The sequence below is a fragment of the Klebsiella sp. SYXHC3 genome (genome assembly GCF_057196925.1).
This window is the reverse complement of the sequence record NZ_JBXUNG010000003.1, coordinates 327940-346119: the sequence shown is the minus strand read 5'-3', so window position 1 is coordinate 346119 and position 18180 is coordinate 327940. Positions and strand designations below refer to the sequence as shown.

The following is an 18180-nucleotide window of genomic DNA, read 5'->3' as shown; positions in this document are numbered from 1 at the left end:
AACCGGGGATCGCCCCCCAATAAATAAAAAACACTCAAAATCTATCTACGCCTGGGGCGCCAATCCGCTAGCAAACTCTCAATACTTTAATTCTTCATGATAATAATCTAACTGACTGAACTTAGGATTAGCCCGGTAGTAGATCACGGGTACCTCTTTTCCCACATAAACCTTATCGAGATCCACCGTATTAATAGTCATAAACTGATTGGCCTTACTATAAATTTTACCTTCGGCACTAAAGCTATACGTTAATACAATACTCACCTCACCACGATCGTTTGGCGTTTTTGGGTAGTAAGTCACGATACTGGCGCGGGTCGCTACAGGATCCCTTTTGATCATCCAGTAGAGGAAAAAACCTCTGGAAAAACAGAAGACAACCGCGGCCATCATCGCATAGAAGGGCCCACGAATAATGATCCCTGAATATTTTTCCATTATATTTCTCATGTAATGATTGTTATTGTTAATAGTGCGATTTATACGAATTTAAAACGTGATATCGTTGTCGTCCCTGGAAGCAATCCTGCAGGCCCCATTATTTCATTTCATTATTTGCAAATAACGATATTTAAGCGTAGATACTCCCCCATGACTATATGACAACCAGTAATAACACAAATAAAAAAATTTAATTAAGCACAAATAGTACATTAAATGGCTATTTAATAATTAAAGCTGTAAATTGACAATGTATTAGATTGCAAAAAAAGGGCGTCATTTATTACATGACGCCCTGGTAAAAGCGGGTTTACATTCCAGGGAAGGTGACGCTATTCCCCGGCGCTTCCCTGTGTAGATGAATAAAGTTCAGGTGTCGCTCGTACTGGTCGAGAATATCGGTGATCACCTGCTCTTTGCTGTAATCCATCAGGTCATTGCCCTGGCTCCCCTCCAGCAGGAAAGTCTCAAGACGGTAGTAGGTCGATTTGCCGCTGCGCGCCCGGTAGGTAAAACCAGGAATCGAGTACTGCTGCGGCCAAATCTGGTAGACGAAGTTTTGTTCGTCGCCCATATGCACCAGCAGATCGAGGTGACCAAGGTTATCGCCCTCTTCCGGCGGCAGGCTTTTCAGCTCAACGTAAGCGCCGCGCAGCTTCAGCTCCTGCGCCACCTCTTCCATCGCCGGGAAGCACACCGTCTCCATCATCTGGCGGGTATAGCGCGTGCCGGGATAGTTCATTAAGCGTGACAAGCGCTTTTTCCAGCTCAGACGATCCTGCACGCCCAGCGGGCGCGGCGCAGTGTCGCGATTGGCGCTTTCGCGGCGATAATCTTCCACCTTCAATGACTTATATAACCCCGCCATCACGAAGAAAATCACAAAGCTGAACGGTAGCCCCATGATCACCGTCGCGTTCTGTAGCGCGGAGATGCCGTTAGTCATCAGCATACCGAGGGTCAACAGGCCAATCACCACCGACCAGAAGATGCGCAGCCAGTTCGGCGCATCGCTATTAATATCCTTCAGCTTCGAAGTGAAGTTGCCGAGCACCAGCGCGCCGGAGTCCGCTGAGGTGACGTAAAACAGCAGGCCGGTAATGGTGGCGACCGAGGCGCTAAAGGTAAACGCCGGATACTGCGCCAGCAGGTTATAGAAACCGCGCTCCGGGTGAGCGATGGCCTCGGCGGCAAAATCTGCATTGCCATGAATAATTTCATATAACGCGCTATTGCCGAATACCGACAGCCACAGCAGGGTGAAGGTGAACGGAATAATCAGCGTACCGACCACAAACTGACGAATGGTGCGCCCGCGCGAAATACGCGCCAGGAACAGGCCGACAAATGGCGACCACGCCACCCACCAGGCCCAGAAGAATAACGTCCAGTTATTCATCCATTCAACCGGGCGGTCGAAGGCGAAGCTGTTTAGCGTCATTCCCATAAAGCGATTGACGTAATCCCCGACGTTCAACACCAGCGCATTGAGCAGGAACTCGGTATCGCCCATAAACAGAATGAATAAGATCAGCCCCAGCGCCAGTACCACGTTGAGCTCGGAAAGGATACGAATGCCCTTATCCACGCCGGAGGTCACTGAAATGGTGGCGATAATCACCGACAATACAATCAGCGCCGCCTTTGCGCCCAAGGAATCAGGAATATGGAACAGCACGCTCAGGCCGTAATTGAGCTGCACCACGCCGATACCGAGGGTAGTGGCGATGCCGAAAATCGTACCGATCACCGCGGCGATATCGACGCTGTGGCCGATGGGGCCATTAATCTTTTTCCCGAAGATAGGATAGAGCGCGGAGCGAATGGTGAGCGGCAAATTATAACGATAGCTAAAGTATCCCAGCGCCATTCCCATCAGGGCGTACATCGACCAGCCGGTGAGGCCGTAGTGGAATAGCGTCCATACCATCGCCTGGCGCGCCGCTTCCATGGTCTGCCCCGCCCCTTCCGGCGGCTGCATATACTGCGTGACCGGTTCGGCGACCGAGAAGAACATCAGGTCGATACCGATACCGGCGGCAAACAGCATCGCCGCCCAGCTCAGCACGCTGAACTCCGGCTTCGAGTGTTCCGGCCCCAGCTTCACCGAACCAAAGCGCGAACAGGCAATACAGACGACGAACACGATATACAGCGTGGCGGCGAGTAAATAATACCAGCCAAATGTCTTAGAAACCCAGTTCAGGGTACGGCCAATCCAGGCCGCGGAAAAATCGCTGAAGAAGATAGTCATCAGGGAAAACAACAAAATCAGTCCTGCGGAAGTGTAAAAAACCACCGGATTGATTTTGTCCTTTTCTCTGCTCGGCGAAAGGTCTGTCATCCATTCTCCTTACATTTATTGCAACTATTAAAAAGCAAATCGGCAACAATTAAGACACATTTTATATTGAACGTCCAATCAAAAACCGCTTTAATAGATAAACAAATCTGATGAATGGAGTCCGGGAAATGCCAAAACTGGGGATGCAATCGATACGTCAGCGGCAGCTGATCGACGCCACGCTGGCGGCGATTAATGAGGTCGGCATGCATGACGCCACCATCGCGCAGATCGCCCGCCGGGCGGGCGTATCGACGGGCATCATCAGCCACTATTTCAAGGATAAAAACGGACTGCTGGAAGCGACGATGCGCGACATCACCGGCCAGCTACGCCATGCGGTGTTACAGCGGCTGCGGGCGCTACCCGGCGCCAGCGCTGAACGGCGCCTGCGGGCCATCGTCGCCGGCAATTTCGATGACAGCCAGATAAGCGGCGCGGCGATGAAGGCCTGGCTCGCCTTCTGGGCCAGCAGTATGCATCAGCCGATGCTCTATCGCCTGCAGCAGGTCAGCAGTAAACGTTTGTTGTCGAACATCGTGTATGAGTTTCAGCGTCAGCTACCCCGCGAGCAGGCGCAGGAAGCAGGTTACGGTCTGGCGGCGCTGATCGACGGCCTGTGGCTGCGGGCGGCGTTAAGCGGTAAACCGCTCGACAAAACGCGTGCCGAAACCCTCGCCGACCATTTCATCAGTCAGTATCTGCCACCGACTTCGCAATAATGGAGGAAACCATGTCCCGAATGGCCGAACAGCAGCTTTATATTCACGGCAAGTTTGTCGCCGCCACCAGCGGTAAAACTTTCGAGACCATCAACCCTGCCACTGGGGAAGTGCTGGCAACCGTCCAGGCCGCCGGGCGTGAAGACGTCGACCGTGCGGTAAAAAGCGCCCAACAGGGGCAAAAAGTCTGGGCGGCGATGAGCGCGATGGCGCGCTCGCGGATCCTGCGTAAAGCGGTTGATATTCTGCGCGAACGTAACGATGAGCTGGCGCGTCTGGAGACGCTCGATACCGGCAAACCGCTGAGCGAAACCGCCGCCGTCGATATCGTGACCGGCGCCGATGTACTGGAGTACTACGCCGGATTGATCCCGGCGCTGGAAGGCAGCCAGATCCCGCTGCGCGACAGTTCTTTTGTCTACACCCGCCGTGAACCGCTTGGCGTGGTCGCCGGTATCGGCGCCTGGAACTACCCGATCCAAATAGCGCTGTGGAAATCGGCCCCGGCGCTGGCCGCCGGTAACGCGATGATCTTTAAACCGAGCGAAGTCACTCCCCTCACCGCGCTGAAGCTGGCGGAAATCTACCGAGAAGCGGGTCTGCCGGAAGGGGTCTTCAACGTCCTGCCGGGGATCGGCGCCGAAACCGGCCAGTACCTGACCGAGCATCCGGATATCGCCAAAATCTCCTTCACCGGCGGTGTCGCCAGCGGCAAAAAAGTCATGGCCAACTCCGCCGCCTCTTCTTTAAAAGAGGTGACCATGGAGCTGGGCGGTAAATCACCGCTGATTATCGCGGAAGATGCCAACCTCGACCTCGCCGCCGATATCGCCATGATGGCCAATTTCTACAGCTCCGGTCAGGTCTGCACCAACGGCACCCGCGTGTTTGTGCCCGCGAAGTTTAAAGCCGAATTTGAACACAAGATCCTGGAGCGCGTGGGCCGTATCCGCGCCGGAGACCTGTTTGCCGATGATACCAATTTCGGCCCGCTGGTCAGCTTCCCGCATCGCCAGAATGTCCTGCGCTATATCGAGAGCGGCAAAAGCGAAGGCGCTCGCCTGCTGTGCGGCGGCGATGTGCTGAAAGGCGAAGGCTTCGAGAATGGCGCATGGGTCGCTCCGACGGTCTTCACCGACTGCACCGACGACATGACTATCGTGCGCGAAGAGATCTTCGGACCGGTGATGTCGATTCTTAGCTATGACGATGAAGCGGAAGTGATTCGCCGCGCTAACGCCACCGAGTACGGCCTTGCCGCTGGCGTGGTCACGCCGGATTTGAACCGCGCTCACCGCATCATCCACCAGCTGGAAGCCGGCATTTGCTGGATAAACAGCTGGGGAGAATCGCCGGCGGAAATGCCGGTCGGCGGCTATAAACACTCCGGCATTGGCCGAGAAAACGGCGTGATGACGCTACAGAGCTATACCCAAGTGAAATCCATCCAGGTTGAGATGGGTCAGTTTCAATCCATATTTTAACCAGGAGGTCATTTTTGCAGTTTGACTACATCATTATTGGCGCCGGCTCCGCCGGCAACGTCCTCGCGACGCGTTTAACGGAAGATCCCAACACCACCGTCCTGCTGCTGGAAGCGGGCGGCCCGGATTATCGCTTTGATTTCCGCACCCAGATGCCCGCCGCGCTGGCTTTCCCGCTGCAGGGCAAACGCTACAACTGGGCCTATGAGACCGAACCGGAACCCTATATGAACAACCGCCGCATGGAGTGCGGACGCGGTAAAGGGCTCGGCGGCTCCTCGCTGATTAACGGCATGTGTTATATCCGCGGCAACGCCATGGACCTTGATAACTGGGCCGCCGCGCCGGGGCTGGAACACTGGAGCTACCTCGACTGCCTGCCCTATTACCGGAAAGCGGAAACCCGCGACATCGGCCCTAACGACTATCACGGCGGCGACGGCCCGGTGAGCGTCGCTACGCCGAAACAGAATAATAACCCGCTGTTTCATGCAATGGTGGAAGCCGGCGTGCAGGCGGGCTATCCGCGTACTGACGATCTCAACGGTTATCAGCAGGAAGGGTTTGGCCCGATGGACCGCACCGTGACGCCGCAGGGACGCCGTGCCAGCACCGCCCGCGGCTATCTCGATCAGGCCCGCAGCCGCGCGAACCTGACCATCCGTACCCATGCCATGACCGATCACATTATTTTTGACGGCAAACGCGCCGTTGGCGTCGAGTGGCTGGAAGGCGACAGCAGCGCGCCGTCGAAAGCAATGGCCAATAAAGAAGTGCTGCTCTGCGCCGGCGCCATCGCCTCGCCGCAGATTCTGCAGCGTTCCGGGGTCGGCAATCCGGAACTCCTGCGCCAGTTTGATATTCCGCTGGTCCACGCCCTGCCCGGCGTCGGTGAAAATCTGCAGGACCATCTTGAGATGTACCTGCAGTACGAGTGCAAAGAGCCGGTATCGCTGTACCCGGCGCTACAATGGTGGAATCAGCCGAAAATCGGCGCGGAATGGCTGTTCGGCGGCACCGGGATCGGCGCCAGCAACCAGTTTGAAGCGGGCGGATTTATTCGCAGCCGCGAGGAATTCGCCTGGCCGAATATTCAGTACCACTTCCTGCCGGTGGCGATTAACTACAATGGATCCAATGCGGTTAAAGAGCATGGTTTCCAGTGCCACGTTGGCTCGATGCGTTCACCAAGCCGCGGTCACGTGCGTCTGAAATCGCGCGACCCGCATGCCCATCCGGCAATCCTGTTCAACTATATGTCGAGCGACCAGGACTGGCAGGAATTCCGCGACGCCATCCGTATTACCCGCGAAATCATGAACCAGCCGGCGCTGGATAAATATCGCGGGCGCGAAATCAGCCCTGGACTTGAGTGCCAGAGCGATGCCGAACTGGATGAGTTTGTGCGTAATCACGCCGAGACCGCGTTCCACCCGTGCGGCACCTGTAAGATGGGGTACGACGACATGGCGGTGGTCGACGGAGAAGGCCGCGTCCACGGCATGGAAGGATTGAGAGTCATCGACGCGTCGATTATGCCGCAGATTATTACCGGCAACCTGAACGCCACCACTATCATGATTGGCGAGAAGATGGCCGATGCCATTCGCGGGCGTCAGCCGTTACCGCGCAGCACCGCGGCCTACTATGTCGCCGGCGACGCGCCGGTTCGCCGCTAAACGAGCAGGTCCCCGGATTGCGCTGCGCTAATCCGGGCTACCAAATCGCACAACTCTGTAGCCCCGGTAAGCGACAGCACCACCGGGGTTTTTGAAGCCACCAGCACCGGTGTCAGCGATACGCCACCCGCCCTCCCGGATTGCGCTGCGCTCATCCGGGCTACCAAATCGCACAACTCTGTAGCCCCGGTAAGCGACAGCGCCACCGGGGATTTTGAAGCCGCCAGCACCGGTGTCAGCGATACGCCACCCGCCTTCCCGGATTGCGCTGCGCTAATCCGGGCTACCAAATCGCACAGCGCTGTAGCCCCGGTAAGCGACAGCGCCACCGGGGATTTTGAAGCCACCAGCACCGGTGTCAGCGATACACCACCCGGCCTCCCGGATTGCGCTGCGCTCATCCGGGCTACCAAATCGCACAACTCTGTAGCCCCGGTAAGCGGCAGCGCCACCGGGGTTTTCTCATCCCGTCCGCACTCACTGCGCTTCTCCTATACTTGCAGTTTAAGCGGGGACAGGAGAAAGACGATGACGCTACCCGATTTTCACGTTTCAGCGCCTTTTACGCTTGGTATTGAGCTGGAGTTACAGGTCGTCAACCCGCCGGGATACGACCTCAGCCAGGATGCCTCCACGCTGATTGCCGATATCCAACGCGAACTGACGGCGGGAGAGGCCAAACACGACATCACCGAAAGCATGCTGGAGATAGCCACCGGCATCTGTCGCGATATCAGCCACGCCACCACACAGCTAGGCGCCATCCATCAGGCGGTACAGCGCGCCGCTCTCCATCACCACCTGCAAATCTGCGGCGGCGGTTCGCATCCTTTCCACGCCTGGCAGCGTCAACAAATCAGCGATAACCCGCGCTATGTGAAAACCGTCGAGCACTTCGGCTATCTGGCAAAGCAGGCGACGGTGTTTGGCCAACATGTCCACGTCGGCTGTCAGAACGGCGACGACGCCATCTATTTGCTGCACGGGCTGTCACGCTTTGTACCGCACTTTATTGCCCTCAACGCCGCCTCGCCGTGGTTCGACAGCACCGATAGCCGCTTTGCCTGTTCGCGCCTGAACCGTTTCTCTTCCTATCCCGATAACGGGCCGATGCCGTGGGTAGAGAACTGGCAGGCCTTTCAGCGTTTATTCCGCCGCCTGAGCTACACCAGCATGATCGACAGCATGAAGGATCTGCACTGGGATATTCGCCCGAGCCCGGTTTTCGGTACCGTCGAGGTGCGGGTGATGGATACGCCGCTGACGATAGGCCAGGCGGTGAATATCGCCGGATTTATCCAGACGCTAGCCTGTTGGCTGTTAAGCGAACGGCCGTTTAAACATCAGCCGGAGGATTACCTCCTCTACCCTTTCAACCGCTATCAGGCCTGTCGTTACGGCCTCGACGGGGTGATAACCGATGTCTGGTCCGGAGAACAACAAAGCATCCGCGCGAACATTCTACAGTTAGCCGACAGACTGGCGCCCTTTGCCCATAAGGTGCACGCCAGCGCGGCGCTGGAATCGGTTGTGCGCCAGGCCAGGTCCACCATCAGCGAAGCGCAGCAGATGCGCGAATTCATCGCCAACGGCGGTTCGCTGATCGGCCTGGTACAAAAGCATTGCGAGATTTGGGCGGCATAAGGAAGCGAAACGGGTATACTCGGCGCAGGATATTCAAAAGGATTGTTCATGTTATTACGCCGCCTGCTCCCTCTTGCGCTTCTTCCCTTCACCGCCTTTACCCATGCTGCCTGTACGCTCACCGACCCAACGATGACCTTGCAAAGCTATACGGTTAATCCGCAGCAAGAGCGCATCGTGATGTACTGGCAAAAGCAAAATGGCAAAGCCTGGGGCTCGCTACGCTCGCTGCTTGCGGATATCAATAAAGACGACCGCGTCCAGATGGCGATGAACGGCGGGATATACGATAAGGCCTACGAACCGCTGGGCTTGTATATCGAAAATGGCGAGCAGATAAAGCCCCTCAACCGCGCCTCCGGCGGCGGCAACTTTTTCATTCGCCCCGGCGGCGTATTCTGGCTGAAGGGCCAGCGGGCGGGAATAACGCCTATCAATAAATTTAAGCTATCGCCTGAGATAACCTACGCCGTGCAGTCCGGGCCAATGCTGATTGAAAACGGCGCCATCAACTGGCGACTGAAGCCCTCCGCCAGCTCGCGCAAACTGCGCAACGGCGTCGGCATTGATAAGCAGGGACGGGTGGTATTTATGCTTAGCGAGCGCGAAACCAATTTCTACGATTTCGCCTGTTACGCACAGTCCAAACTCCACGTGCGCCAGATGCTCTACCTCGACGGTACGATTTCAAAAATGTATCAAAAGGGCGGCAGCATACCGTGGCAATACCATCCGTTCGTCACCATGATCGCGGTGGAAACCCAAAAACCTGGCTAAACGAAAATGGCGCCCGCTCTATCCTGAAGGGGCGCCATTCGGTATCAGGTAGGTTTACGCAAACGGCGGGTTAGCCGCTTCTCGACTTCGACCACCAGGAACATGGCCACGCCAATCGCCAGGGTCACGAACCAGTAGCGCAGCGGTAGTGCTTCGGTGCCGAACATGTTCTGCATCAGCGGCACATAGATGATGACCAGCTGCATCAGCAACAAGACGCCGGTCACCAGCCAGATGCCTTTGTTGCGCAGCAATCCTTTGTTCAGGGAGAAGCTGTCGCTGCTGCGGCAGTTGATCATATAGACCCACTGGGCGGTCACCAGCATCTGCAGTAGTACGGTGCGGATGAACTCAGCACTGTGGCCGCGCGGCGCCAGCCAGGCTTCGAGAACAAAAGCGGCGACGGCAATCATCGAACCGACAAAAGCGACGCGCCAGACGGCGAACCCATCCATCACGTGCTGGCCGGTCTTACGCGGCGGACGGTTCATCACGTTGCGCTCGGCGGCTTCAAAGGCCAGGCCGAAGGAGAGCGTGGCCGAGGTCGCCATGTTCATCCACAAAATCAGCACCGGCGTCAGCGGAATAATATTGCCCGCCAGCAGCGCAATGATGATCAACAGTCCCTGCGCGAGGTTGGTCGGCATGATGAACAGGATAGTCTTTTTCAGATTGTCGTAGACGCGGCGTCCCTCCTTCACCGAGCCGGCGATGGTGGCGAAGTTGTCGTCGGTAAGCACCATATCGGCGGCCTCTTTGGTCACCTCGGTTCCTTTAATGCCCATGGCGATGCCCACGTCGGCCTGACGCAGCGCCGGGGCGTCGTTAACGCCGTCACCGGTCATCCCGACCACTTCGCCGCTATCCTGCAGCGCCTTGACCAGACGCAGTTTATGCTCCGGACTGGTACGGGCGAAAATATCAAACTCCACCGCCGCCTTCGCCAGCTCGGCATCATCCATATGCTCAAGTTGATAGCCGGTCATCGCCTGGCGGCTGTTGGCGATCCCCAGCATCTGCCCGATGCTCATCGCCGTCTGCGGGTGGTCGCCGGTGATCATCTTCACGCGGATCCCGGCGGTCTGGCAGGCGTGGATCGCGTCAATCGCCTCCGGACGCGGCGGATCCATCATTCCGGCGATGCCGAGGAACACCAGACCTTCCTTCAGATCATCGTGGGTCAATGTGGCGCTGCCGACGGTTGCCGGTTTACAGGCGGCGGCAACCATCCGTAACCCCTGACGGGCGAAACGCGCCATTTCGTCTTCCCAGTATTGACGGTCAAACGGCCTTGGCCCCTGCTTGCTCATCTGCTGGCCGCACAGGGCAAAGATGACATCCGGCGCGCCGGTAATCAGCACCCGCTCCTCATCGCCGATCTGCTGATGGGTGGCCATATATTTGTACTGCGAGTCGAAGGGTATTTTCGCCACCAACCGGGTGGCGACCGGCGCTAACTGGGCTTTCGCCGCCAGCACCTTCAGCGCCCCTTCGGTCGGGCCGCCGGTGATCCCCCACAGGCCACGCTCGTCCTGAACGATCTGGCTGTCATTGCACAGATCGATGGTACGGAGGTAGGTTTCCAAAACGCTGCCCGGCTGGACCACCACCGGCTCGTCGCTGCCCTCCTGGAAAATGCGCCCCTGCGGCTCATAGCTGTCGCCTTCAACGCGGTAGCAGCAGTCGGCGGTGATGATCGCTTTCACCGTCATTTCGTTCATGGTCAGGGTGCCGGTCTTGTCCGAACACACCACGGTCATCGCGCCAAGCGTTTCAACCGTCGGCAGCTTGCGGATAATTGCCCGCTTGCGCGCCATCGCCTGTACGCCGAGCGACAGGATAATCGAGATAATCGCCGGCAGGCCTTCCGGCACCGCCGCCACCGCGAGGCTAATCAGCGACAGCAGCAGCTCGCCCAGCGGGATATCGCGCAACGCGAGGCTGAAGAAGAACAGCGCCACCATCATTGCGAGGATGATGACAAAAATCGCTTTCCCCAGCTTATCCATCTGCACCAGCAGCGGAGTACGGTGCTTTTCAATAGCCGCCATCATCTGATTGATGTGGCCTAGCTCGGTCTCTTGACCGGTAGCGGTGACCACACCGACGCCGCTGCCGGCGCTGATAGTGGTGCCGGAGAAGACCATATTGGTGCGGTCACCCAGCGGTAGCTCGCCCTGCAACGCCACAGTGGTTTTATCCACCACCGTTGATTCGCCGGTGAGAATCGCCTCTTCGACCCGTAGATTGTGGCTTTCAATCAGGCGCATATCCGCCGGGACGCGATCGCCAGCGCGCAAAATAACAATATCGCCCGGCACCAGGTCACGGGTGGGGATGGTTTCATGCTTGCCGTTGCGCTGGACGCGGGCGTCGCTGGAGAGCATGTTGCGGATCCCCTGCAGCGATTTTTCGGCATTGCTCTCTTGAATATGACCGATCAACGCATTAATGACGGTAACGCCGAGAATAACCAGGGTATCGACCCAGTGGCCCATCACCGCGGTGAGCGCGGCAGCGGCCAGCAGGACGTAAATCAGGACATCGTTGAAGTGGGCAAGAAAACGCAGCCAGGCCGGTTTGCCTTTCTTTTCCGGCAGCGCGTTAGGGCCGTATGATTTCAGGCGCCCGACGGCTTCAGCGGTGCTGAGACCGTCGGCATGGCTCTTTTTTTGCGCCAGTACCGCTTCGACTGTTTGCTGATAAACCTGCTGTGGCGCGCTGTCGCCCGAAGGCGTGATGTTGTGGGGGTTAATCATCCGGGTCAAAATTAAGTTTCCTTTTAAATTCCGTCATTCGGAAAGCCTGAAATCATTTCTGGCCAATGAATTAATGCGTTTTGCGAGCAAGATCAAATTATCCAGCCAGAATATTTATTTACTCGCAAATTAAAAAATACATGGTAAGTTGGTTCTGAAAAACAAATATTACAGGGTATTTCTAAACCATTTATAAACGAGGTGAAACATGTTTGGAATCTACCGTGGACGCCGGCTGGTGCTGTATGTCGCACTGGCAATTATTATCGCCACAATAGTGGGATATAGTACCTATACTTTTGTAAAAATGCTGGGATAATAAATGACGTTAATTTACCTCGCGGTGCAATTAACTTAATCACAAATATTACTCAATAAATTAACAGAGGGGGTTTAATTAATAGTATTAGAAATAATATGAATGACGTAAATTAATAAGCGGATAAAGCATATTGCGTTAACGGACTTTTTACCAGACAATATGTTTTTTAACTGACGATTAACATTATAATGAAACACCCGCTGGAAACGCTGTTATCCGCCGCCGGCATTTTGCTGTTAGCCCTGATCTCATGCTTATTGCTGCCGGCGCCCTCGCTCGGCCTGACGCTGGCGCAAAAACTGGTCACATCCTTCCACCTGATGGATCTCAACCAGCTCTATACCTTGATCTTCTGCCTGTGGTTCTTAGCGCTGGGAGTCGTTGAGTATCTGGTATTGCGCTGGATATGGCGCCGCTGGTTCTCGCTGGCAGATTAAGCCGTACGAGAGCAAAAAAAGCCCGCCGATAGAGGCGGACTGGTATGCAGCCGGCGCTCAGTGCGCGCGGCTGTGGTTCTCTTTGCGATACGCGCCCGGCGGCTGATTGAAGGTACGGGTAAAGATACGGGTGAAAGTCTGCTGCGAATCAAAGCCGTATTTCAGGCAGATATCATAAACCCGCTGATCGGTATCGCGCAGGTCGCGCGCTGCCAGCAGCAGTTTACGCTCGCGAATGTAGCGCCCGAGACTTTCCCCTTTGTACTGTAAAAACAGCCGTTGCAGATGCCATTTCGAATACCCGGCATGGCGCGCAATATCATCAATACGCAGCGGTTGATGCAGATTGTCATCAATCCATTCCACGATAGTGTCAATCACCTGAGCGGATATATTCATATCTCTTCTCTCCTTCTGAACCACTCTGGCGGTTAGCGCCACCAGGCGTTAAATGATTGTGTCTTATCAGCGACCCACACCGGTTCGCCCAGCATTGGCGTGACTAAACGCCACTCACGTCCTTCGCTGGCTGCCGCCAGCCGCTGGTACGGATCGTCCCAGCTGTGTTTTGCCAGCACAAAGCGTCCGGCATGCCCCGGTAATACCGACCGGGCGCGTAAATCATCGGCGGCCTGCGCCGTTTCTTCCGGCATCATGTGGATGTACTTCCAGTCCTGGTCATATTGACCGTTTTCCATGATTGCCAGGTCGATAGGGCCAAACTGTTCGCCAATGGCCTTAAAATGCGGGCCATAGCCGCTATCGCCGCTGTAATAAATCTTTTCCTGCGGAGTGACGAACAGGAAGCTGGCCCATAAGGTCTGGTTGCGTTTCAGCCCACGGCCGGAGAAATGGCGAGCCGGCAGCGCATGTACGGTGAGTTCATCGCTGATTTTTATCGTCTGGTTCCAGTCCACTTCATCAATAATCGCCGCATCCATTCCCCAGTAGCGCAGATGCGAGCCGACGCCGAGCGGCGTCACCACGCGTTTAACTTTCGGCATCAGCGCCTTAATGGTGGCGTAGTCGAGATGGTCGTAGTGATCGTGGGAGATAATCAGCAGATCGATCTCCGGCATCCGCTGCGCGTTCCACGGGTAATCACCGGGGAAAGCCTTATTGATGAAAGAGAACGGCGCGGCGTAATCGCTAAATACCGGGTCGATCAGGATACGTTTACCCGCCAGCTGCAGATACCACGATGAGTGACCGAGCCAGACCATGACGTCTTCACCAGACGGCAAACCGGCAAGATCGGTATTCACCAGCGGCAACGGCTGCTGCGGGCGCGCGTTTTCTCGCTTCGTGACCAGAAAATCCCACCACGCGGCCAGCATGTTTTTCTGGCCGGTGAATCCCGGCGTCGGCAGTTGGTTATGGAACTGGCCGTCACGGTAGTTCGGCGACTGTTCGACAAGACTGAGCTGCGCACCCTGCGGCGCTTTGCCAAAACCGGCATTAAGAACAAACGGCAATGTCGTTGCTGCTGCTAATAACATAATGGCGACCACGCTAAAGGTGACACGGTTCATATCCTGACCAGACAAAAGCCCCATCCAGGGGACTTTATGATATAACTTGATTATGAGTGAGTAAGCACTCATTATTAGGAAGGAGTAGAAAATCGTCAAGACTATTTTCAATTTTTGACATCTGGCGTTGCAGTTGTGCGGTCCGCCGTGATTAGATCGAGGTTTAACTTTCAGCGAGGTAAAATGTAGTGGCTCGTCCTAAGAGTGAAGATAAAAAACAAGCGTTACTGGAAGCCGCCACGGCCGCTTTCGCCCAGTCCGGCATTGCCGCTTCAACATCGGCGATAGCCCGCAGCGCGGGGGTTGCCGAGGGAACGCTGTTTCGCTATTTCGCCACTAAAGATGAGTTGCTCAACGAGTTATACCTCGCCATTAAGATGCGCTTAGTACAGACAATGATCGCCGGGCTCAATCCTGACGAAAAACGCCCAAAAGAAAACGCGCGGAACATCTGGAACAGTTATATCGACTGGGGGATGCGTAACCCTATGGAATACCGCGCCATTCGCCGTATGGCATTGAGCGAACGCATTACCGATGAAACCCGCAGCCAGGTCAAAGAGAGTTTTCCCGAGCTGAACGAGATGTGCCAGCTGTCGGTGAAAGCGGTTTTCCTTAGCGACGCCTATCGCGCTTTCGGCGATGCCCTGTTCCTGTCGCTGGCCGAAACCACCATCGAGTTCGCCAGCCACGATCCACAGCGCGCCCGCGAGATCATTGCCCTCGGTTTTGAGGCCATGTGGAATGCGCTGCATGAGAGTGAGTCGTAATGGATAACGAAGCGCTACACCATCACGCGCAGCGTATCGCGCTGACCTACCCTTTTACCGAACACTGCTGGCCGTTTGGCCCGGAGTATGACGTGTTTAAAGTCGGTGGGCGTATTTTCATGTTGACCATGACCCTTCGCGGGCGTGCCATAGTCAACCTGAAGGCCGATCCGCAAAAATCGCTGCTCAATCAGCAAATATACCGCAGCATCGAACCGGGCTATCACATGAACAAAAAGCACTGGATCACCGTGGTCCCGGGCGAGGATATCAGCGAGGATTTACTTGCCGAGCTTATTGACGACTCGTGGAATCTGGTGGTGGATAAGCTGGCGAAAAAAGACCAGCGTCGGCTGCGTCCCGGCTGATTTTCAAATAAATGCGATAAGTGTTATCGCATTTTTCACTCTTATCATTTCCCGCGCATCGCTGTACTCTTCCTCCCACGAAATGTGCCCGTAAGGGGCTGAAAATTGTGAGGAAGAGTCATGGATATTATCTCAGTTGCCTTAAAACGTTACTCCACTAAGGCTTTCGATCCGGCGAAAAAACTGACGGCTGAACAGGCGGAAAACCTGAAAACGCTGCTGCAATATAGCCCGTCGAGCACCAACTCCCAGCCATGGCACTTTATCGTCGCCAGCAGCGATGAAGGTAAAGCTCGCGTCGCGAAAGCAGCCAGCGGCACCTATGTGTTCAACGAACGTAAAATCCTCGACGCTTCCCACGTTGTCGTGTTCTGTGCGAAAACCGCAATGGACGATGCGTGGCTGGAAAAAGTCGTTGATCAGGAAGATGCCGATGGCCGTTTTGCCACTCCGGAAGCCAAAGCCGGTAACCACAAAGGCCGCACCTTCTTTGCCGATATGCACCGCAAAGAGCTGAAAGATGACGATCAGTGGATGGCGAAGCAGGTTTATCTTAACGTGGGCAACTTCCTGCTCGGCGTGGCGGCAATGGGTCTGGATGCGGTGCCGATCGAAGGCGTCGATTTCGCTATCCTCGACGAAGAATTTGGCCTGAAAGCGCAAGGTTATACCAGCGTGGTCGTGGTGCCGGTCGGTCATCACAGCGTGGAAGACTTCAACGCCGCGCTGCCGAAATCCCGCCTGCCGCAGTCCACCACCATCACCGAGATCTAATCTCCGCGCGCTGCCCTCCCCGGATGGCGCTAACGCTTACCGGGGCTACCAACCGAGTGCCGGATCGTAGCCCGGATAAGGCGCAACGCGCCGCCATCCGGGGAGGGCTGCGGCGATCGCTTACGCTTAGCAGGGAAAAACCGTTACTTTTTCTCCCCCTCGCCGGCGTGCCAGATCCGCTCGGCGTAACGGCCAATCATCGCCAGCGATACCGCCAGGATCAGGAAAAACACCACCTTGTGCAGGCTGTACCAGAAGAATTCGAAGAAGCGGGTGTAGAGGTTGATGGCAAGAAACGTCAGGCCAAATCCACGCAGCATGCCATCGTCGGTTTTCAGGCTGATATAAATACAGATCGCCGCCGCCAGCGCAAACAGCAGCCCCCACGGCAGCAGTTGCGCCTGGCTCACCCCATACCAGCTATCGGAATCGTAGTTGCCGAAAATCGACAGGATCCACAGCGCGACAAACAGCCAGGTCAGCCCCATCGCCTTACTAACGGTAAACAACTGCCGCTGACGTAACACATTTTGCATCAAGTAGCACAGCGCCAGCAGCACGCCACCGAACAGCACGAAACGAATCGGGAAGCTCATCCCCAGCCAGTAGGCGCCCCAACCTGATATATAGCCGGTTTCCGCGCCAAACCAGTTACCTAACGCCAGCAGGAAGAACAGCCACACCAGCCCGGAGCGGGCGAAAAACCCTATCAGGCCGTAAATGGCGCAGCCGAGCAGTATTAGCGGCGCCACGTGGCCGCTGCCGTCGTCCAGCCGATCGCCTAGCTGCCACAAGGCAATGGCGGTACAGACGACGCCGAGGAACAAAATCGCCTCGGTGCTGTAGTGCCACTGGGATTCGCGCCGCTGGCGGCGGAACCCCCAATAGTAAAATGCGATGGCCAGCAGCGTCGGCAGGATAATCCGCGCCACGGCGGAGTCGCTGAACAGATTGATAATCGCCGCAATCAATTCAGCATCGGCGAACAGACTCCCCAGCGCAATCAAGACGCAGGCTATCGCGGTCCAGAAGGCATAGCGGCTCAGGCGCTGCCAGTCGAAAGTACGGACAGATAGCGACGCTGACAGCCGTTGGCCGTCACTGCTGTTCAGGACCCCCTCCTGCTGCCATTGCTCAATAGCGCGTTGAAGAATCCGCTGCTGCTTGCGGGTGACGTTCATAAGCGTTCCTTGTCCATTGCGGGCTTAGCCCTGTTGATCCAGCCAGGCCAGCGCCTGTTCTCCGGTTTCATCCAGCGGTAAATAGACCAGCAGACGCGAACCGTTGCGCGGCGCGGAATACCAGTACATTTGCTGCAGGCTAAAGCGCCCGAGCTGCGGATGGTTAAAATTTTTCACCTGGTTTTCGACGCCGCGCACCTCATAGCGCTGGTGCCATAGCGCTTCGAACTCCGCTGAAGCGGCGAAAAAGCGCGCCAGCTTATCTTCCCACTCTGGAGAACCGCGATGCTCAGCCATCGCCGCGCGAAAATAGGAAACAAAAGTCGGCAACACGTCACGATTTTCAATGCGGCTACGCCAGGCTTCGCAGGTGAGATAGAGATAGATGCAATTGCGGTCTTCTTCGGCAATCGTCGCGAAATCAACGCCCATCAGGCGGCAAAAGCTGTCATTCCAGGCGACGATATCAAAGTTCGGTTTCTGAATGCTGGCGGGCTGCGGCATCAGGCTATCAAGCATGCGTCGGGTTCCGGGACTGATCCCCTCGCAAACCGTGGCCTGCGTATTCTCCGGCGGCGTTAAGCCGGCCAGTACGAACAGATGGCGGGTTTCCAGCGGGCTGCACTGTAGCGCGCTGGCCACGCCGCTTAATACCGCCGCCGACGGATTCACTTCTCGCCCCTGCTCAAGCCAGGTGTACCAGGTCACGCCGACGTCCGCCAGCATCGCCACCTCTTCCCGGCGCAGCCCCGGCGTCCGCCGCCGCCCGACGCGCGGCAGGCCGAGTCGCTGCGGGTCAAGACTCTCGCGGCGGGCGCGCAGAAATGCTCCCAGCTGTTTACGGCTATCATCGGGCGCGAGATTCAGCGCCTCACGTTGCAGCATTAGCGTCATTGTTCCTCCAGCATGGTAGTACCAATACCAGTATAGACAGGAACTGGTA

17 protein-coding genes are annotated in these 18180 nt (G+C 56.2%); 9 read left to right on the top strand and 8 right to left on the bottom strand.

From position 1 onward, the window contains the following. Positions 1-78 precede the first annotated feature (78 nt). Both AC2CGP_RS11145 and betT read right to left on the bottom strand, forming a co-directional pair. Positions 79-441, bottom strand: a complete 363-nt coding sequence (locus AC2CGP_RS11145) for a hypothetical protein (RefSeq protein WP_484502341.1) — start codon at positions 439-441, stop codon at positions 79-81. Positions 442-754: 313 nt separating this feature from the next. Beyond that, a complete protein-coding gene (gene betT, locus AC2CGP_RS11140) occupies positions 755-2788 on the bottom strand; it encodes a choline BCCT transporter BetT (protein WP_015704693.1) in 2034 nt (677 codons plus the stop codon). Positions 2789-2916: 128 nt separating this feature from the next. Here betT and betI point away from each other — a divergent pair, with 128 nt between their 5' ends. The 3 genes from betI to betA are packed head-to-tail and all read left to right on the top strand — an operon-like array spanning position 2917 to position 6673. Next, positions 2917-3510, top strand: a complete 594-nt coding sequence (betI, locus tag AC2CGP_RS11135; protein WP_015367796.1) for a transcriptional regulator BetI — start codon at positions 2917-2919, stop codon at positions 3508-3510. An 11-nt stretch (positions 3511-3521) separates the two neighbouring features. Further along, positions 3522-4994 carry a betaine-aldehyde dehydrogenase gene (gene betB / locus AC2CGP_RS11130; protein ID WP_484502340.1) on the top strand — a complete coding sequence of 491 codons (1473 nt, stop codon included), beginning with the start codon at positions 3522-3524 and terminating at the stop codon, positions 4992-4994. 14 nt (positions 4995-5008) lie between these two features. Beyond that, on the top strand, positions 5009-6673 hold the full coding sequence (betA, locus tag AC2CGP_RS11125) for a choline dehydrogenase (protein WP_045366491.1): 1665 nt from the start codon (positions 5009-5011) through the stop codon (positions 6671-6673). On the opposite strand, the gene AC2CGP_RS11120 is transcribed toward betA, so the two are convergent. Next, a complete protein-coding gene (locus tag AC2CGP_RS11120; protein ID WP_484502339.1) occupies positions 6670-7020 on the bottom strand; it encodes a hypothetical protein in 351 nt (116 codons plus the stop codon). The genes betA and AC2CGP_RS11120 overlap by 4 nt on opposite strands. Positions 7021-7201: 181 nt before the next feature. On the opposite strand from AC2CGP_RS11120, the gene AC2CGP_RS11115 reads away from it, so the two are divergent. Beyond that, a complete protein-coding gene (locus tag AC2CGP_RS11115; protein WP_032712811.1) occupies positions 7202-8317 on the top strand; it encodes a YbdK family carboxylate-amine ligase in 1116 nt (371 codons plus the stop codon). Between the two features lie 48 nt (positions 8318-8365). Continuing rightward, positions 8366-9094 carry a phosphodiester glycosidase family protein gene (locus AC2CGP_RS11110; RefSeq protein ID WP_484502338.1) on the top strand — a complete coding sequence of 243 codons (729 nt, stop codon included), beginning with the start codon at positions 8366-8368 and terminating at the stop codon, positions 9092-9094. 44 nt (positions 9095-9138) lie between these two features. On the opposite strand, the gene AC2CGP_RS11105 is transcribed toward AC2CGP_RS11110, so the two are convergent. Beyond that, positions 9139-11862: a cation-transporting P-type ATPase gene (locus AC2CGP_RS11105; RefSeq protein ID WP_484502337.1), complete on the bottom strand. Its 2724-nt coding sequence runs from the start codon at positions 11860-11862 to the stop codon at positions 9139-9141. A 501-nt stretch (positions 11863-12363) separates the two neighbouring features. On the opposite strand from AC2CGP_RS11105, the gene AC2CGP_RS11100 reads away from it, so the two are divergent. Next, positions 12364-12612: a DUF1158 domain-containing protein gene (locus AC2CGP_RS11100; protein WP_015367805.1), complete on the top strand. Its 249-nt coding sequence runs from the start codon at positions 12364-12366 to the stop codon at positions 12610-12612. A gap of 57 nt (positions 12613-12669) precedes the next feature. On the opposite strand, the gene AC2CGP_RS11095 is transcribed toward AC2CGP_RS11100, so the two are convergent. Next, on the bottom strand, positions 12670-13011 hold the full coding sequence (locus tag AC2CGP_RS11095; protein ID WP_015367806.1) for a RamA family antibiotic efflux transcriptional regulator: 342 nt from the start codon (positions 13009-13011) through the stop codon (positions 12670-12672). Between the two features lie 32 nt (positions 13012-13043). Beyond that, complete coding sequence (locus AC2CGP_RS11090; protein WP_015367807.1) at positions 13044-14159, bottom strand: MBL fold metallo-hydrolase; 1116 nt, start codon at positions 14157-14159, stop codon at positions 13044-13046. 173 nt (positions 14160-14332) lie between these two features. On the opposite strand from AC2CGP_RS11090, the gene AC2CGP_RS11085 reads away from it, so the two are divergent. The 3 genes from AC2CGP_RS11085 (at position 14333) to nfsB (ending at position 16056) form a co-directional block, all read left to right on the top strand. Continuing rightward, positions 14333-14914: a TetR/AcrR family transcriptional regulator gene (locus AC2CGP_RS11085; protein ID WP_032714030.1), complete on the top strand. Its 582-nt coding sequence runs from the start codon at positions 14333-14335 to the stop codon at positions 14912-14914. Continuing rightward, the gene (locus tag AC2CGP_RS11080; RefSeq protein ID WP_015367809.1) at positions 14914-15282 is read left to right on the top strand and encodes an MmcQ/YjbR family DNA-binding protein; all 369 of its coding nucleotides are present in this window, start codon (positions 14914-14916) and stop codon (positions 15280-15282) included. The genes AC2CGP_RS11085 and AC2CGP_RS11080 overlap by 1 nt, the downstream gene beginning before the upstream one ends. 120 nt (positions 15283-15402) lie before the next feature. Beyond that, entirely contained in the window at positions 15403-16056 is a 654-nt protein-coding gene (gene nfsB / locus AC2CGP_RS11075; RefSeq protein WP_015367810.1) for an oxygen-insensitive NAD(P)H nitroreductase, read from the top strand. Positions 16057-16199: 143 nt separating this feature from the next. On the opposite strand, the gene AC2CGP_RS11070 is transcribed toward nfsB, so the two are convergent. Beyond that, positions 16200-17237 (bottom strand): DUF2157 domain-containing protein, encoded by a 1038-nt coding sequence (locus AC2CGP_RS11070; protein WP_015367811.1) that lies wholly within the window; start codon positions 17235-17237, stop codon positions 16200-16202. 24 nt (positions 17238-17261) lie between these two features. Beyond that, positions 17262-18131, bottom strand: a complete 870-nt coding sequence (locus AC2CGP_RS11065; RefSeq protein ID WP_020079399.1) for a helix-turn-helix transcriptional regulator — start codon at positions 18129-18131, stop codon at positions 17262-17264. Positions 18132-18180 lie beyond the last annotated feature (49 nt).

What these genes read in the sequence shown, in the direction of transcription:
- AC2CGP_RS11145 (WP_484502341.1), bottom strand. Translation starts at nt 441, where the DNA reads ATGGAAAAATATTCAGGGATCATTATTCGTGGGCCCTTCTATGCGATG.
- betB (WP_484502340.1), top strand. Translation starts at nt 3,522, where the DNA reads ATGTCCCGAATGGCCGAACAGCAGCTTTATATTCACGGCAAGTTTGTC.
- nfsB (WP_015367810.1), top strand. Translation starts at nt 15,403, where the DNA reads ATGGATATTATCTCAGTTGCCTTAAAACGTTACTCCACTAAGGCTTTC.
- AC2CGP_RS11065 (WP_020079399.1), bottom strand. Translation starts at nt 18,131, where the DNA reads ATGACGCTAATGCTGCAACGTGAGGCGCTGAATCTCGCGCCCGATGAT.
- betT (WP_015704693.1), bottom strand. Translation starts at nt 2,788, where the DNA reads ATGACAGACCTTTCGCCGAGCAGAGAAAAGGACAAAATCAATCCGGTG.
- AC2CGP_RS11080 (WP_015367809.1), top strand. Translation starts at nt 14,914, where the DNA reads ATGGATAACGAAGCGCTACACCATCACGCGCAGCGTATCGCGCTGACC.
- betI (WP_015367796.1), top strand. Translation starts at nt 2,917, where the DNA reads ATGCCAAAACTGGGGATGCAATCGATACGTCAGCGGCAGCTGATCGAC.
- AC2CGP_RS11115 (WP_032712811.1), top strand. Translation starts at nt 7,202, where the DNA reads ATGACGCTACCCGATTTTCACGTTTCAGCGCCTTTTACGCTTGGTATT.
- AC2CGP_RS11100 (WP_015367805.1), top strand. Translation starts at nt 12,364, where the DNA reads ATGAAACACCCGCTGGAAACGCTGTTATCCGCCGCCGGCATTTTGCTG.
- AC2CGP_RS11070 (WP_015367811.1), bottom strand. Translation starts at nt 17,237, where the DNA reads ATGAACGTCACCCGCAAGCAGCAGCGGATTCTTCAACGCGCTATTGAG.
- AC2CGP_RS11095 (WP_015367806.1), bottom strand. Translation starts at nt 13,011, where the DNA reads ATGAATATATCCGCTCAGGTGATTGACACTATCGTGGAATGGATTGAT.
- AC2CGP_RS11110 (WP_484502338.1), top strand. Translation starts at nt 8,366, where the DNA reads ATGTTATTACGCCGCCTGCTCCCTCTTGCGCTTCTTCCCTTCACCGCC.